Here is a 15,253-nt window from a genome sequence, read left to right as displayed (position 1 = left end):
TCGCTCGCGCCCACCACGGCGGGTCTTCGACCTGGGCTACGATATGCCGTCCCTGCGGGACTAAACCCAACGTGACTTTACACTCAATCCACCGCGGCTCCTTTTAGAAGCCTTCCTCATTCCACCGGTTCTACCGGTGGCTTCTGATTTGGCCAACTCCCTTTGGTTTCCTTCCGGTGGGCCCTCAATACTTGCACCGTCAGTCTTCTCGGTGCTTCAATGGCGAATATCAAAAAAATTCGACCAAGTTTACGACGAAGGATAATGTTGATGCGTCACTTGAATCATTTGTTCGCCCTGGCATTCTCTCTGGCGGCCCTCCTGGCTTCCATTCCCGTTCTCGCGGCGCCCGCGACGCCGATTGCGCTTCACCCGGACAACCCCCATTATTTCCAGTGGCGCGGTAAGCCCACCGTCCTGATTACCTCCGGCGAGCACTACGGCGCGCTGATGAACATCGACTTCGACTATGCCCGCTACTTCAAAACGCTGCAAAAGGATGGATTGAACCTCACCCGGACCTTTTCCGGCAGCTATGTGGAACTCGCCCACAATTTCGGCATAACGGACAATACCCTCGCGCCCGACGCATCGCGCTACATCACGCCCTGGGCCCGGAGCGCCGAACCGGGCACGAATGATCGTGGCCCGAAGTTCGACCTGACCCAGTGGGACCCGGCCTACTTCGAGCGCTTGAAAGACTATATGACGAAGGCTTCGGAGGCCGGCGTGGTCGTGGAGTTCACCCTTTTCTGCACGCTCTATGAAGACCCCCTCTGGGCCGCCTCGCCGATGAACGCGGCCAACAACATCAACGGCGTGGGGGAGTGTCCGCGCCAGGAAGTGTACAAGCTCATGCACGACGATCTGACGGATGTTCAGGTGGCCATGACCCGGAAGATCGTGCAGGAGCTAAAGGACTTCGACAACCTGATCTACGAAGTGTGCAACGAACCCTATGTTGACGATACGGTTAATCTGGAGTTTCAACACCAGATCGTCGACACGATCGTGGAAGAAGAAACGAAGCTGGGCGTGCGCCACCTGATTTCGCTTAACATCGCCAACCAGAAAGCGCAGGTGGAAAACCCTCACCCGGAGGTGAAGGTGCTTCAGTTTCACTATGCCCACCCGGAAGCCGTGACCATGAACTACGGTCACAATCGCGTCATCGGCGACAACGAGACGGGCTTTGACGGCAAAGAAGATTTCCCCTACCGCAGCGAAGCCTGGGATTTTATTCTGGCGGGTGGCGCGGTGTTCAACCATCTGGACTACTCCTTCACCGCGAAGCATCCCGAGGGCGATTTCATGGCCTTCGAGTCCCCCGGCGGCGGTGGCCCCGCGATCCGCAAGCAGCTCAGCGCGCTGAAACAGTTTGTCGAGGGTTTCGACTTTGTGAAAATGCAGCCGTCCCTGTCGCTGGTGAGCAAGGTGTCGAAGCCCGTGCGTGCCCAGGCCCTCGCCGAGCCCGGCGTGGCCTATGCCGTATACCTGCGCATGAAGAAGGAGGCGCTGGAGGCGGGAAAGCCAATTTCGGCGGAATTCGATCTGGAACTGCCCGAAGGCGCCTATTCGGTTGAGTGGCTTAACACGAAGACCGGCGAGAAGACGGTTGGCGAGACAATCAAACACACCGGCGGAAAGAGCCGGGTCGTGACGCCGGAGTTCTTTGAGGATATCGCGGTGGCGATTCGAAAGGAATAGCCACCCTATGCAGAATCGAGCCAGTATTCGTATGGCGGAAGCCTGGGTCGCGACACTGATCGTCGCTTCCTTCCTGGGTTCAGGGTGTCTTGCTCACCGCCATAGTGACTTCGTATTTCCCTTGAGAATAACCGGGGCCGTAGTAGACGCACAAGATGGAGCAGCACTGTCCGATGTGTACCTGGAATTTGAGAGCGATTCCATACGGTATCCGGATGAGTCGTTAATCGGATTCTCCGCCGATGGAACGATCGACATGGATTATCTTCTGGCTTTCGGTCGCAAGCAGCGTCGGGGGTTGAACGGCTACAAGAGCCCAGAGGATACCTGCCGGATTGTGCTCACCCGTGATGGCTATGTGCCAGCCGTATTTGAGTTTAGACTCAATGAACTTGATGGGGAATGTGAACACCCGATTGATCTGGGGAATGTGGTGTTGTCGCGTGACTGAATACGCTCCCGCTTCTCAGGTTCCGTCGTTAGCGCCAACATTGTCGCCTCACATCCACGGGGACTGGCCCGCGCATCGCGGTGGGCGTTGCCACGTCGGGTAGTTCCCTGGGAATCGGGGTTATCTTCACGCCGGAAAAGTGCCCCCGCGCGGGTCCGTCCCTTTTGCTTGTGATTTGACGTGCTTTTGTGGGATCCTGCTGGCCCTCGACTGTCGGGAACCAGATTCAACGAAGGAATCATTTCATGAAATCCAGCCGCAGAACATTTCTCAAGCAGGCGTCCGCCCTCTCGGCGGTGCCCTTCCTTCTCCCCTCCAAAGTTTGGGCCGCGGAGGTGAAGCCCAGTGAGCGCCTCACCATGGGCTTCATCGGAACGGGCAAGCAGAACAACCATCTGATGAACAGCTTCATCGAGCGCCCGAACGTGCGTATTGTGGCCGTTTGCGACGTGGATACCACGCGCCGTACGGCCGCCCAGCAGCGGGTGAACGAATTCTACACGGCCCGCCCGGAGCTTGGCGCGGCGGATTGCGCGGCCTACAATGATTTTCTGGAACTGATCGCCCGCGACGACATCGACGCCGTCTGCATCGCGACGCCGGACCACTGGCACGCCATCCAGACCATCGCCGCGCTGAAGGCGGGCAAGGATGTCTACTGCGAAAAGCCCCTCACGCACAATGTGCATGAAGCCGTGGAAATCATGAAGGCGGTGAAGAAGTACAAGCGCGTACTTCAGACCGGCTCGATGCAGCGTTCCATGGAAGAGTTCCGCGTGGCCTGCGAGCTCGTGCGCAACGGCGCCATCGGCAAGATCAGCCATGTGGAGTGCAGCTTCGGCGCGCCGGGCGTTCCCTGCGACCTCCCCGAAGAGCCCATGGAACCCGGTCTTGACTGGGAAGGCTGGGTGGGCCCAGGCCCAATGCGCCCCTACAACTCCGTGCTCAGTCCGCGCGGCAAGCACGACCACTTCCCCATGTGGCGCTTGTATAAAGAGTACGGCGGCGGCATGGTTTGCGACTGGGGTGCGCACCACCTCGACATCGCCCAATGGGGCCTCGACATGGACGATAGCGGCCCGATCAAGGTGGAAGCACCGGCCGATCCTGCGGCGGTCGAAGGTGGCATCCTCCACTACAAGGGCGGTGTGACGGTCCATCACAAGAGTGGCTTCGGCGCCCATTTCTATGGCGCCGACGGCGAAGTGAAGGTCAACCGCGGCCAGTTCGAATTCTGGCTCGGCGGTAAAAAGGTCACGGGCCACGCGCAGAAGGGCGAAGGCACCTCGCTTGAAGCCTCGATCATTCTCGTGCAGAAGGAATACCTGGCCAACGCCAAGGTGAAGCTCTATGAGAGCCGCGACCACATCGCGGACTTCCTCAACTGCGTCCAGACCCGCAAGAAACCCATCACCAACGAGATCGTCGGTGGCCGCACCGCCATCTGCTGCCACCTGCTCAACCAGGCCTACTACAACCACACGACCATCGGGTGGAAGCCGAAGCAGATGAAGCTCGCCCGCAACGGCGGCAAGGCGGAATGGCTCACCCGCGAGTACCGCAAGCCCTGGACGGTGTAGCCTGCGTCTTCTGATTTGGTGTAACATGCCCGTGGATCTGGTTTGGGTCCACGGGCATTTTAGTGCTCCCCAACCGAAAAGGAATATTCTCCCATGCGTTACGACGAAGAGGAACTGGTGATCCTCATGGCCCTCGAAAACGGACGGCTCGATCTCAGGATTCCTTCACAAACAGAATTGGCGGAAATTCGCGAGATGGCGGGCAATACGCCGCTCTAGTGCCGATGCGAAGCACTTCGCGTACACACGAGCGAACTGCCGAGCTCGAAAGTAGTCTATCGAAGGAGATTCCATGCGCCCATCCCTGGTCCTGCTCTGCCTTGGCCTCTCCGTTTCTGCCTTCGGCGCCACGCTGGCCGATCTGCCGCCCGAAGCTGCCCTCCCCACGACGGGCGATTGGCTGGTCAAGGGGAGTGATACGCCAGCCGGGATTTACCGCTCGGCCGACGCCCAATCACTGGTGCTTTCCAACGGCTTGATCCGGCGCGAATTTCGCCTGTCGCCCAACGTCGCCACGGTCGCCTTCGACAACCTCATGACCGGCGAGGCTATTTTGCGTGGCGTGAAGCCGGAAGCGCGAGTAACCCTGAACGGGCAGTCTGTCGACGTGGGCGGACTCGCGGGTCAGCCCAACTACGCTTTTCTCGCGCCGGAATGGCTCGATTCACTGACGGCCTCCCCCGGCGCGATGACATTCACCGGCTTCGAGACGGGGCTTCCCCGGGAGCGCATGGCCTGGGCCCGGGTGCGGCGCCATGCGCCCGACGCGACCTGGCCCCCGAAGGGTGTGTACCTGCGCATGGATTACGCCGCGCCGGCAGGGGGGAGCGACGTAACGGTGTCGGTGCATTATGAGCTCTACGACGGCATTCCCGTGCTCTCCAAGTGGATTACCCTTCGAAACAACAGCTCCGCGCCCGTTCGGCTCGACAGCTTTACCAGCGAAGTCCTGGCCGTGGTGGAATATGGGTCCGACGTCGACAACCGGGGCGTGGACTACATTACCCCCAACCTTCACGTGGAGACGGATTACGCCTTCGGCGGCATGGGTGTCCGCGATAGTTCTCGCCACGCCGTGCACTGGGTTCCCGATCCCGAGTATCAAACCCAGGTCAACTACGAGCGGCTCAACCCCTGCCTGCTCGAAGTGCGCCCCACCCTTGGGCCCGCAGTGGATATTGCCCCGGGAGAGACCTTCGAGTCCTTCCGCACCTTCCTCCTCGTGCGCGATAGCACGGATCGCGAGCGCAACGGCCTGGCCCAGCGCCGCATGTACCGCCTCATCGCTCCCTGGGTCACCGAGAATCCGCTCATGCTCCATATTCGCCAGAGCGACCCCGAGACGGTCTACAAGGCGCTGGACCAGTGCGCGGAAGTCGGCTTCGAAATGGCTATCCTCTCCTTTGGCAGCGGTTTCGAAATCGAAGACGCGAGCGAAGAAAACCGGGCGCGGATGAAGGCCTACGCGGACTACGCCGAACAGCGCGGCGTGGAACTCGGCGGCTATTCCCTCCTCGCATCGCGCACCATCGATGCGGAGAATGACGTGGTGATGGGGGAGGGAGAATCGCCCACCTTCGGCCACTCGCCCTGCATCGGCAGCGCGTGGGGCAAGAAGTACTTCGCAAACCTCTACGATTACTATCCCGCCACCGGGTTTGACCTGCTGGAGCACGACGGCTCCTACCCCGGCGACACCTGCCGCTCTACGGTTCACCCGGGACATCGGGGCTATGAGGACTCCCAGTGGACCCAGTGGCGCACCATCACGGATTATTACAAGTGGTGTCGCGGGCGCGGCATCTCGCTGAATGTGCCGGACTACTACTACCTCGCCGGCTCCACAAAGAGTGGCATGGGCTACCGCGAAACCAACTGGAGCTTGCCCCGCGCCCAGCAGGTTATTCACACACGCCAGAATATCTACGACGGCGCCTGGGAGAAAACACCAGGCATGGGCTGGATGTTTGTGCCCCTCACGGAATACCAGGGTGGGGGAGAGGTGGCAACGATAGAGCCCCTCGACACCCATCTGGAGCATTATGAAAAGATGCTCTTTTCCAATCTCGCGCTGGGCGTCCAAGCCTGTTATCGCGGGCCCCGCCTCTACGATACCGACCGCACAAAGGCGATGGTGAAGCGGTGGGTGGATTGGTACAAGACCTACCGCGACATCCTGGAAAGCGATCTCGTCCATGGGCGCCGTGCCGATGGCCGTGACCTTGACTGGATGCTCCACGTGAATCCGCGCCTGAAGCACAAGGGTATGCTCGCGGTCTTCAACCCCACCGCGGTGCCGGTGGCGCGCAGCTTGCCGGTGAATCTTTACTATACCGGTCTCACCGACGCCGCAACGGTAACCGGGGCCGAAGGTGCGTCGCAGCGGGTGGAAATTGGGCGGGATTACGGTGTGAACATTAAAGTGGCGGTTCCGACCGGGGGATTCTCCTGGTACGTAATCGAATGAGGACCTCGGGCCCGACTCGAAACGAAGCCGAGATTCGAAATCAGGATACCCGCACCATCACGAATTCCACGATGCCTTCCATGCTGTCCCGAAAGACGCTGGGGGGGAGCTGGGCCAGGTGGCCGCGGGCCTCGTCCGCGTAGGCATTGGTGATGGCCTCGGTCTTTTCCCGCGCGCCGGTCTCCTCAGCCAGGGCAATGACCCACGCCCGATCCGCTTCGGTGATGTCCGCGCCGCGCATCGATTCGAGCCGCGCCAGATCATCCCCGTCCAACCCATTCTTCAGGTGCATGATGGGGATGGTCTTCTTGCCTTCCACAATATCGCAGCAGGAAGGTTTGCCAAGTTGCTCCGTGGTCTGGGTGATGTCCAGCATGTCGTCCACGAGCTGGAATGCGATCCCCAGGGAGATGCCGAATTGATAGAGTGCTTTTCGATGGCGTGCGTCGATGACATAAGTCGGAGCGCTGCACGCCTCCGCAAAAAGGCTCGCCGTCTTCTGCTCCGCCAGCATGATGCAGTCTTCCGCAATGATGGGCTCGTCTTCGCGACCGAAGAAGTAAAGCTCGCCTTCCGCCATGCAGCGCACCGAGCGGATGGCGTTGGCCACCACGGCGCAGACATCGTAGGTCGAAAGCATTTCCACGGCCCGCGCCACCAGGTAGTCCCCGCCGAGTACCGCCGCGTGATTGTCCCAGAAGGCATTGAGGGAGGATCCGCCCCGGCGGAGCAGCGCTTTGTCGATCACATCGTCGTGGGCCAGCGAAGCGATATGAAGCGCCTCGAAGGAACTGGCCAGGGTGACGTACTGCTTCAGATCGCGACCTCCAATCGCCCCCGCCGCCAGGAGGCACAAGGCGGGGCGAAGCAACTTTCCGCCCGTCCTCGGCATCGTGCTCGCGTCGATGCGCACAAGAGTCAAAGCATCCACCCAGAGTTGGTGGATGGTGTCACTGACCCCGTGGAGCTCTGCCTGAACTGGACGGTACAGATCTGTCAAATCGATGGTTTTGTTCACCGGTGGAGTATAGCACAGGGCCTTTTGGGGTTCCAATCGGCGGCGTTGGGGCGGGGTGGATCGTTCTGGTATAGTGGTCGCAACAGTCTCCTTCCCTTTCATGCGCCTTTCCATGGGGCGGCTGCGGAATACAGGATATGCCCGCCGAGAAATTGATCAGTGAAGCGCTCCGTCCCCTCTTCAAGGGCGAAGGATTGGATTCCCCGGCGATTGCCGGAGAGCCCCTCATTCCCCGCGCCTTTGTCTGGCGCGGCGCCACCTATCCCGTGCTCGCGGTGCTGGAATCGGGTCGGGGGCTGGGCCCCTGCACCCACGGCAGCGGTGAACTGTACGTGCGTAAACACTGGTACCGATTCGCCACGGCGGGCGGAAATACCTGGCGAGTCTATTTCGAGCGGCGGCCCCGCGCGGGGGCCGCGTCAAAGCGATGGTGGCTCTATTCCATCGCAGTCAACGAGCCGACTGCGGATAGGGGCTGAAACGAGGCATCCATGTGGATGGTAGCTAGAGGACTGGGATTGCTGGCGCTGCTGGTCGCCGGCACGGACCGTGAAGTTTATGCGGACACCATGAAAACAACAACAATCAAAGTACTGACCTTCAACATTCTCCATGGCGCGACCATGAAAAAAGACGGCAACCTCGATGTGGTCGCCCAGGTCATTCTCGACCTGGACCCGGACCTCGTGGCCTTGCAGGAAGTAGACGTGCGAACGGGACGGGTTGGCGGTCAGGACCTGGCCACGCAACTTGGCCACCGCACCAGGCTTCACCCCCTCTTTGCCCGGGCCATGGCCTTCGATGGCGGCGAGTATGGCGTCGCTATCTTGTCCCGCTATTCATTTCGGAGTACCCGCGCAATCCCACTGCCTTCCTCGCCCGACAACGAGCCCAGGGTCGCTCTGGAAGCGGTCCTGGACCTGCCCGACGGGCCATCGATAGCCTTTGTCGCGACGCATTTGGACAATGCCTCGAAAATTGATCGCGCGGCGCAGGCTCGGATGATCAACCAGGAATTCGGAAAGCGCGACTTGCCCCGCCTCCTGGCGGGGGACTTCAACGCCACGCCGGACAGTGAGACCGTCACGATTCTCAAAGAATCCTGGACGCCCACCGACGGGCTCGACGCGCCACCTACTTTTCCCTCCAACAAGCCCGAAATCAAGATCGACTACGTATTTTTTTCACCGAGGGAACGCTGGGTCGCGAAAGAGACCCGGGTAATAGAAAACACGCTGGCCTCCGATCATTTTGCCTTGCTCTGCACCCTGGAATTCTCCACGCCCTGACCAGCCACTATTGTTGCAGCCCAGTGCTCCGGAATGGAGCAAAATGATACGAAAACACTTTTCCAACGTCGGCAAGGACGGGAATTCTGACAAATTCCTGTAATGCCAGTAAGCGTTGCTATTTCCACCGATGAATTGCGGAATATCGGGAACTTTTTGTCGCCCATTGCCCATAGATTGGGTAGAAAACACCCCGGAAAATGTCTCGAAGCGCGTGCGGGACGTAAAGTTGTGTTCAGGGCCTTCAAAATTGTAAAATACGCTTGCGCGGAGAAAAAATGCAGCTCAAGGTGCTGATACGCGGGTGCTGCGCCCGAAACGACTTACCCGTAAACTGCATCAATTCAAAGCGTATGTGTCGTGGATGTGAGAAACCAATTAACCTGAACTAGGGGTAAGAGAGAACCATGCAAGCCCACAAGTCAAACCCGTATCGAATGTTCCTTACTGTACTGTGCCTTTCCCTCATGGTGGTCAGCTTCGCTGGCTGCAAGAAGAAAGACAAGCCCGTTGACGCTGCTTCCGACACCTCCGCGAACGCCGGTGGTGAAGGCTCCGGCACCGGCGGTCTGCCCAACGTCGATCTCGAAAAGCTCCTTTTCGAAGGCGATTCCCGCCTAAAGCCGATCTACTTCGATTTCGACAGCTCCTCCCTGAGCTCCGAAGCGATTGCGACCCTCCAGTCCAACGCTGAGCGCATCAAGGAAGTGCCGAATGTCATCATCCAGATCGCCGGCAACTGCGACGAGCGCGGCACCCAGGAGTACAACCTGGCCCTCGGCGAACGTCGTGCCCAGGCGGTCCGCGAACACCTCCGCCAGCTCGGCATCTCCGGTGATCGCATGATCACCATCAGCTACGGCGAAGAAAACCCCGCCGTCCCCGGCAGCAGCGAAGCCGCCTGGGCTCAGAACCGCCGCGCCGAGTTCATGCGGGCGACTGCAAACTAATTGCGGGAAGCGACGTATCGCGTGCGCATGCATAGAAACATAGCATGGTCGGCCCTGCTGGCTGTGACGCTGTTTTCAGGTTGTGTCACCACGGGCTCCAAGAACATGGAGACCGTGGTGACCGACATGCATCAGCGGGTCAACCTGCTCGACACGAGCATGGCCGACTCGCTGGCCCGGCTGAACGAGACCACGGCCACCCTCATGGCCCGTGTGAGTGAAAACGAGCAGCAGATCCGACTGCTGGCCTCGCTGATGGAAGAAAATCAGCGCAAGGTCGACAACCTGATCAAGATGCTCGAAGATCTCAAGAAGACGCTCTATCGGCATTGGGGCTTGAGCTATTCGCCCACCCCCATCCCGAAGTCCCGTCCTTCGCAAGAGCCCGCTCCCGTCGAGTCCCCCGAGGCGGCAACTTCGTCCGCATCCACTGTTCCGGCTGAAATCGCGCAGCCTGCCGGGGCAGAGGCGGCTCCGCCCCTCATCTCGGAGGATAAGGCGAATGCGGACGACGGCAATGCCTTTGCCGCCGCCAAGGCGATGTACGAGAGCGAGGACTATGCCGGGGCCATTGCGGCCTTCACCGCATTCCTCGATACCTATGCCAAGTCGCCGAACCGTGACAAGGCGCAGTTCTGGATCGCGAAGTCACTGCTGAACCAGAGCGAGTATTCCAGGGCCATTGAAGCCTTCGAAGCTGTCCGGAGCAACTATCCCGACAGCAGCTATATGGCCTACGCCTTGCACAATCAGGCGGTTGCCCATTACAAGCTTGGTGATCGGGAAACGGCCGTCGCGCTGATGGAAGAGGTGGTCGCCAACTACCCCACCTCTACCGCGGCGGAACACGCAAGCCGCGACCTCGAATCCCTGCGGAAGGGCAATCCATGAGTACTTTATTCGGGGCAAACCCCCGCCATGCATCAACAGCAGGAGCGAATCACATGGTACGCACAATGTGCAGCCTCGGCGTGCTGGTCGTTCTGGGATCCTGCCTGGAAGCGGGAGCCGCGAACCAGGTCGAAACCCTCCTTTACGACACGCACCGCAAGGTAACGAACCTGAACGACAACCTCGACGGCGCCATCAAAAAGCTCAACGAGACGACCACCCAGTTGGTCAGCCGCGTCGACGAAACCGAAGTGCAGACCCGCCAGTTGCGGAGCATGATGGAAGAGAATCAGGTCAAGCTCGACGTACTCGAAAAGCAGCTCGGCGAACTGACCACGACGATCTACCGTCAGTTCAATCTGACCGCCGGCGGCAAGGCCGCCGAAGCCCAGATGCCCTCCGACACCGTCGCCATCGTGCCCCCGACCGCCGCGGGCGACCCCGGCGCGGCCCTGGGCACGGCGGCGGAACCCGCCCCCGAGGCGCCCGCCACGGCGGCAAACTCCGGCGCGGCCCTGGCCGCCTATCAGCAGGCCCAGAAAGTCTGGCTGAGCAACGACTACGAAGGCGCGCTCCAGCAATTCTCGGAGTTTCTTGATCGCTACCCCAACACGGAGCAGGCCGGCAACGCCCAGTACTGGCAGGGCCGCTGCTACCTGAAACTCGAGCGGTATGATGACGCCGTCAGCGCATTCCAGAATGTTCGCACCAAATACCCCGAGAACGACAGCAAAGTCTCTCAGGCGATGCAGTCTCAGGCGGTGGCCCTTTCCCGGCTCGGTCGCAACGACGAGGCGGAGAAGCTGCTGGAAGAAGTGGTCAAGAAATACCCCACCACCACCGCGGCACGCCAGGCGGAAACCGATCTTGCCAAGCTGAGAGGCAACTGATCGAATTTCATGCCGTGATGATTTGTATTCTGCCCTTACAATGTTGACAATACGCGGGAATTTTTTTCCCGCGTTTTTTGCAGTTATGCACTGCCCGGCACTATAGGAACGTAGTTTATGGCCTTCTATCTGGGACTGGACGCCGGCGGAACGAAAACGTTCTGCCTTATCGGCGATGAACAAGGGCAGATCAAAGGCTTTGGCCGGGGCGGCACCGGCAACTACGAGGGGTACGGCGTCGAGGCCGCCCGCCGCGAAATTGAGCGTGCGGTCGGCGAGGCGCTGGAGCACGCCGGACTGGAACTGAAAGATATCAGCGGGATCGGCATGGGCGTGGCCGGCGCCGATATTCCGGACGACTACGTCATGCTGGAGCGCGAGCTCTTCACCCCCCTCTTCGGCGAGATTCCCAGGGTCTTCCGCAACGATTCCATGGGCGGATTGCGCGGCGGCACCCGGGACCCCTTCGGCGTCGTCATCGCCTGCGGCACCGGCTGCGTCTGCGCCGGCGTCAACCGCGAAGGCAAAGAAACCCGCGTCGGCGGCATCAGCGAAGACTATGGTGATCGCGTGAGCGGCTCCTCCATCGGCATCCACGGGCTCAAGGCGGTCTTCCGCGCCCGGGACGGTGTCACCGGCCCCACCCTCATGACCGAGAAATTCGTGGATCGCGCCGGTTGCAAGGACGTGGACGAACTCTTCCACCAGATGTACTACGGAAAGATTACCTACCGCGATCTGCAGCCCATGGCCAAGCTGGTCTTCGATGCGGCGTGGGAGGGCGACGCCATCGCCTGCGATATCCTGGAGTGGGGCGGGCGCTACCTCGGCCAGATGGTCAATGCCGCCATCCGACACCTGAATATGCAACGGGATACCTTCGACGTCGTCATGGCCGGCAGTGTCTTCAAAGGCATGAGCCCGGTTCTCGTCGACGCGCTCGCCGTCGTCGTGCACCGGGAGTGCCCCGGCGCGCGACTCGTCATGCCGATTTACGAGCCGGTGGTTGGCGCGCTGCTCCTGGGCATGGAGCTCGACTGTACCCTGACCGACCGTTGTTACGAGCAACTCTCAGCCTCCCTTGAGGAGTCCGAACTCAAATATGGCGTACGCTTCAAATCGGAGTAGCAAAATGAAAAAGCGCAGTGCACTCATTCTCTTGATGTGGGGATTCATCATCGCCGCGCCCATTCTGGCGCTCGCCGGGTGCGGCGGAAACGACTTCGAATCCGACGAGGAATTCATCGAGTCGCTTCACAAGGATGGCGCCCCCAAGGGCGAAGCGGACGGCACCATGCCCCCCGTCGGCGAGCCCATGCAGGTTTCCATCATACGCCTGGAGACCAATGACCTCGACTTGGGCACCGTGAAGAACGACCAGATTCATCACCACAAGCTGAAGGTGTTCAACGACGGCAAGATGCCCCTCAAGATCACCAAGATCGACACCACCTGCGCCTGCACCATGGGCAATATTCCCCCGGAACGTGCGACCATTCAGCCGGGCGAGGAATCCTGGATCGATGTGACCCTCGATCCCGACCGCGTCCCGGGCTTCAGTTCCCACAAGATCTTGACCATCACCTCGACCGACCCCGCCCAGCCCCAGGTCACCGTGGATGTTCGGGCCTCCATCGAGCCGGAATACTACATCGAGACCGAAGAACTCGTGCTGGGCGAATTCAACAAGGGCGACGTCGTTGAGCGGCGCGTCCGATTCCGGCAGATTCAGGACGCCCCCGCAAACGTGACCGGGGTCGAAGTGCTTACCGTCGGCCCCCGCGCCCCGCGGATTCCCGGATTGACCGCCCGGGTCGAAGTGCTCCCCGAAGACCAGTGGAAGACACCAGGCAAGTCCGAGTGCGACATCATCATCACCACCGGGCCCGAAATATCCGCCGGGGCCTTCGAGCGCAACGTCGTCCTTCTGACGGATGTGAAGCGTCTGCCGCGCCACCGCATCCACGTCACCGGCACCGCCAAAGCGCCCTACACGCCCGCCCCGGTTTACCCCGAACGCGCCATGCTCCGCCCAGGTGCGGACGGCGCAAACTTCACCGCGCGCGCCACCTTCGTCTCCACCGGGCCCCTGGCCCTGGCCATTGCCGCCACGAGCAGCCCCGCGATCACGGCCAGCGTCGTGCCCGGAAGCTCCCCCAATGAAGTTCATGTCGACATGCTCGTGCCCGATGCCGAGGCTCGGAGCAAACCCTTTGACGAGACCGTGAGCGTTCAAGTCACCGCCGAAGGCAACACCTACACCGAGATTGTGGGTATCCGCAATCTTACCAACGAAGAAAATGCCGAGGGGAGCCACGCCCATTGACGAATGCCGGCGACCCAGGCAAAACAGAAGTTGAGACGCCAGGAAGGAAGTGCATCGCATGGGAATGAGTGAAATTCAGCTTCGGGACATCGCCGCAACGCATGGGCAGGAGCACGTGTTCCGCTTCTGGGACGAACTGGACGCCGCGGGCCGCCAAGCCCTGCTGGCGGATCTGTCCCAGGTCGATTTCCCCTTGATGGACCGGCTGGCCGCCGAGTGGATCAAGTCCACACCGGTCGTTGCCGCGTTTGAACGGATCGAACCCGTGCCCGTCATCCCCATCGTGGATCCCCGGCGCCCCGACGCGCAGGCGGCCCTTGCGCTGGGCGAAGATGCCCTGCGCGCCGGTCGCATCGGCCTCTTTCTCGTTGCCGGTGGCCAGGGCACGCGCCTCGGCTTCGACGGCCCCAAAGGTTCCTACCCCATCGGCGGGCTCACCGGCAAATCGCTCTTCCAGTACCACGCAGAGAAAATCCTGAATCTCCAGCGGCGCTATGGCTGCGTTCTGCCCTGGTACATCATGGTCAGCAACACCAACGGCCCCGCGACAAAAGCGTACTTCGAAGAGCACGCCTTCTTCGGGCTCTCCCCGGCGGACGTGATATTCATCACCCAGCACATGGTGCCCTGTATGGACGGCGAGGGCAAATTCATGCTGGAGGAAAAGGGGCGCCTCGCCATGAACCCCAACGGCCACGGCGGCTGCATCCAGGCCATGGTGGAGCACCACGTGCTGGACGACGCCCGCAAGCGCGGCATCGATACCCTCTGCTACTTCCAGGTGGACAACTGGGCCGTCAAGGTCGCCGACCCCTATTTCATCGGCTATCACCTCCAGGCCCAGGCGGAGATTTCCAGCAAGAACCACCGGAAGCACGAGCCCCGCGAAGCGGTCGGCGTCCACTGCCTTTGCGATGGCGTCTACCAGGTAATCGAATACAGTGAACTGGATATCTATCCCCAGTTGCTCGAAACCGACGCCGACGGCAAAGTCATATACTACGCCGGCAATCCGGCCATTCACATTCTCTCGGTGGACTTCGTCCAGCGCGTCTACGACAACTTCGACCAGTTCCCCTGGCACCTGGCCCACAAGAAGATCCCCTACATCAACGCGGAAGGGGAACAGATCAGTCCGGACAGGCCCAACGGCTACAAGTTCGAGACCTTTGTCTTCGATGCCCTGCGCATGGCGAACCATCCCCCCGTGGCGTTGGAAATCGACCCGCCCGGAGAGTACACCCCCACCAAGCAGTTCGACGGCGACAACTCCGTCGTCGCGGCGCGCGAGAGCATGACCAACTTCTGGGCGAAGTGGCTCGATGCCGCCGGACAACCCGTGCCAAGAAGGGCCGACGGCAAGTCGGCCATCGCCATCGAGATCAGCCCCCTCTTCGCCCTCACGTGCGATGAATTCGTGGCAAAGAGCGTCGGGAAGGCCTGGCCTGTCGAGGCCGATCTGGTTATCGACGCCGACGGCAACGCGCGCGCGTAAAAAAAAATCGCGATACGCGAAAAAAAGTTCGCTGAACGCTTGAAACAGCCCGGAAACATTTGGTATATTAGTCTTCCCTTCGGGGGGAGCGGAAACGCTCTTATGCAGCGGAGGCGTAGTTCAGTCGGTTAGAACGCCGGCCTGTCACGCCGGAGGTCGCGAGTTCAAGTCTCGTCGTCTCCGCCATAA

The 15,253-nt window shown here is 60.7% G+C and carries 13 protein-coding genes and 1 tRNA gene; 13 read left to right on the top strand and 1 reads right to left on the bottom strand.

Annotation, left to right across the window (positions count from 1 at the left end):
• Nucleotides 1-270: 270 nt before the first annotated feature.
• The 4 genes from JNK74_21170 to JNK74_21155 all read left to right on the top strand — a co-directional run bounded on the left by JNK74_21170 (nucleotide 271) and on the right by JNK74_21155 (nucleotide 6,205).
• Nucleotides 271-1,707 (top strand): hypothetical protein, encoded by a 1,437-nt coding sequence (locus JNK74_21170; GenBank protein MBL7648695.1) that lies wholly within the window; start codon nucleotides 271-273, stop codon nucleotides 1,705-1,707.
• Nucleotides 1,708-1,714: 7 nt separating this feature from the next.
• On the top strand, nucleotides 1,715-2,158 hold the full coding sequence (locus tag JNK74_21165) for a hypothetical protein (protein MBL7648694.1): 444 nt from the start codon (nucleotides 1,715-1,717) through the stop codon (nucleotides 2,156-2,158).
• Nucleotides 2,159-2,403: 245 nt separating this feature from the next.
• On the top strand, nucleotides 2,404-3,738 hold the full coding sequence (locus tag JNK74_21160) for a Gfo/Idh/MocA family oxidoreductase (protein ID MBL7648693.1): 1,335 nt from the start codon (nucleotides 2,404-2,406) through the stop codon (nucleotides 3,736-3,738).
• Between the two features lie 292 nt (nucleotides 3,739-4,030).
• A complete protein-coding gene (locus tag JNK74_21155) occupies nucleotides 4,031-6,205 on the top strand; it encodes an alpha-galactosidase (protein MBL7648692.1) in 2,175 nt (724 codons plus the stop codon).
• Between the two features lie 40 nt (nucleotides 6,206-6,245).
• Here JNK74_21155 and JNK74_21150 read toward each other — a convergent pair whose 3' ends face one another.
• Nucleotides 6,246-7,127 carry a polyprenyl synthetase family protein gene (locus JNK74_21150; GenBank protein ID MBL7648691.1) on the bottom strand — a complete coding sequence of 294 codons (882 nt, stop codon included), beginning with the start codon at nucleotides 7,125-7,127 and terminating at the stop codon, nucleotides 6,246-6,248.
• A 233-nt stretch (nucleotides 7,128-7,360) separates the two neighbouring features.
• Between JNK74_21150 and JNK74_21145 the strand changes: the two genes are divergently transcribed.
• From JNK74_21145 to JNK74_21105, 9 genes are all read left to right on the top strand, one after another.
• Nucleotides 7,361-7,702, top strand: a complete 342-nt coding sequence (locus JNK74_21145) for a cytoplasmic protein (protein MBL7648690.1) — start codon at nucleotides 7,361-7,363, stop codon at nucleotides 7,700-7,702.
• Between the two features lie 18 nt (nucleotides 7,703-7,720).
• Entirely contained in the window at nucleotides 7,721-8,512 is a 792-nt protein-coding gene (locus JNK74_21140) for an endonuclease/exonuclease/phosphatase family protein (GenBank protein MBL7648689.1), read from the top strand.
• 437 nt (nucleotides 8,513-8,949) lie between these two features.
• Entirely contained in the window at nucleotides 8,950-9,462 is a 513-nt protein-coding gene (gene pal / locus JNK74_21135) for a peptidoglycan-associated lipoprotein Pal (protein MBL7648688.1), read from the top strand.
• Nucleotides 9,463-9,489: 27 nt separating this feature from the next.
• Complete coding sequence (locus JNK74_21130) at nucleotides 9,490-10,353, top strand: tetratricopeptide repeat protein (protein ID MBL7648687.1); 864 nt, start codon at nucleotides 9,490-9,492, stop codon at nucleotides 10,351-10,353.
• A gap of 53 nt (nucleotides 10,354-10,406) precedes the next feature.
• A complete protein-coding gene (gene ybgF, locus JNK74_21125) occupies nucleotides 10,407-11,243 on the top strand; it encodes a tol-pal system protein YbgF (protein ID MBL7648686.1) in 837 nt (278 codons plus the stop codon).
• A 117-nt stretch (nucleotides 11,244-11,360) separates the two neighbouring features.
• Nucleotides 11,361-12,371 (top strand): ATPase, encoded by a 1,011-nt coding sequence (locus tag JNK74_21120; GenBank protein MBL7648685.1) that lies wholly within the window; start codon nucleotides 11,361-11,363, stop codon nucleotides 12,369-12,371.
• Between the two features lie 4 nt (nucleotides 12,372-12,375).
• Complete coding sequence (locus JNK74_21115) at nucleotides 12,376-13,569, top strand: DUF1573 domain-containing protein (GenBank protein MBL7648684.1); 1,194 nt, start codon at nucleotides 12,376-12,378, stop codon at nucleotides 13,567-13,569.
• 58 nt (nucleotides 13,570-13,627) lie between these two features.
• Complete coding sequence (locus JNK74_21110; protein ID MBL7648683.1) at nucleotides 13,628-15,064, top strand: UDPGP type 1 family protein; 1,437 nt, start codon at nucleotides 13,628-13,630, stop codon at nucleotides 15,062-15,064.
• A gap of 109 nt (nucleotides 15,065-15,173) precedes the next feature.
• Nucleotides 15,174-15,250, top strand: a tRNA-Asp gene (locus JNK74_21105).
• Nucleotides 15,251-15,253 lie beyond the last annotated feature (3 nt).

This window comes from Candidatus Hydrogenedentota bacterium (genome assembly GCA_016791475.1).
In the GTDB taxonomy this organism is placed as follows: Bacteria; Hydrogenedentota; Hydrogenedentia; order Hydrogenedentales; family JAEUWI01; genus JAEUWI01.
This window is presented reverse-complemented; position numbering and strand designations above follow the sequence as displayed.

Coding starts and splice junctions, on each gene's coding strand:
- JNK74_21170 (MBL7648695.1), top strand. CDS start 271: ATGCGTCACTTGAATCATTTGTTCGCCCTGGCATTCTCTCTGGCGGCC.
- JNK74_21165 (MBL7648694.1), top strand. CDS start 1,715: ATGCAGAATCGAGCCAGTATTCGTATGGCGGAAGCCTGGGTCGCGACA.
- JNK74_21160 (MBL7648693.1), top strand. CDS start 2,404: ATGAAATCCAGCCGCAGAACATTTCTCAAGCAGGCGTCCGCCCTCTCG.
- JNK74_21155 (MBL7648692.1), top strand. CDS start 4,031: ATGCGCCCATCCCTGGTCCTGCTCTGCCTTGGCCTCTCCGTTTCTGCC.
- JNK74_21145 (MBL7648690.1), top strand. CDS start 7,361: ATGCCCGCCGAGAAATTGATCAGTGAAGCGCTCCGTCCCCTCTTCAAG.
- JNK74_21140 (MBL7648689.1), top strand. CDS start 7,721: ATGGTAGCTAGAGGACTGGGATTGCTGGCGCTGCTGGTCGCCGGCACG.
- pal (MBL7648688.1), top strand. CDS start 8,950: ATGTTCCTTACTGTACTGTGCCTTTCCCTCATGGTGGTCAGCTTCGCT.
- JNK74_21130 (MBL7648687.1), top strand. CDS start 9,490: ATGCATAGAAACATAGCATGGTCGGCCCTGCTGGCTGTGACGCTGTTT.
- ybgF (MBL7648686.1), top strand. CDS start 10,407: ATGGTACGCACAATGTGCAGCCTCGGCGTGCTGGTCGTTCTGGGATCC.
- JNK74_21120 (MBL7648685.1), top strand. CDS start 11,361: ATGGCCTTCTATCTGGGACTGGACGCCGGCGGAACGAAAACGTTCTGC.
- JNK74_21115 (MBL7648684.1), top strand. CDS start 12,376: ATGAAAAAGCGCAGTGCACTCATTCTCTTGATGTGGGGATTCATCATC.
- JNK74_21110 (MBL7648683.1), top strand. CDS start 13,628: ATGGGAATGAGTGAAATTCAGCTTCGGGACATCGCCGCAACGCATGGG.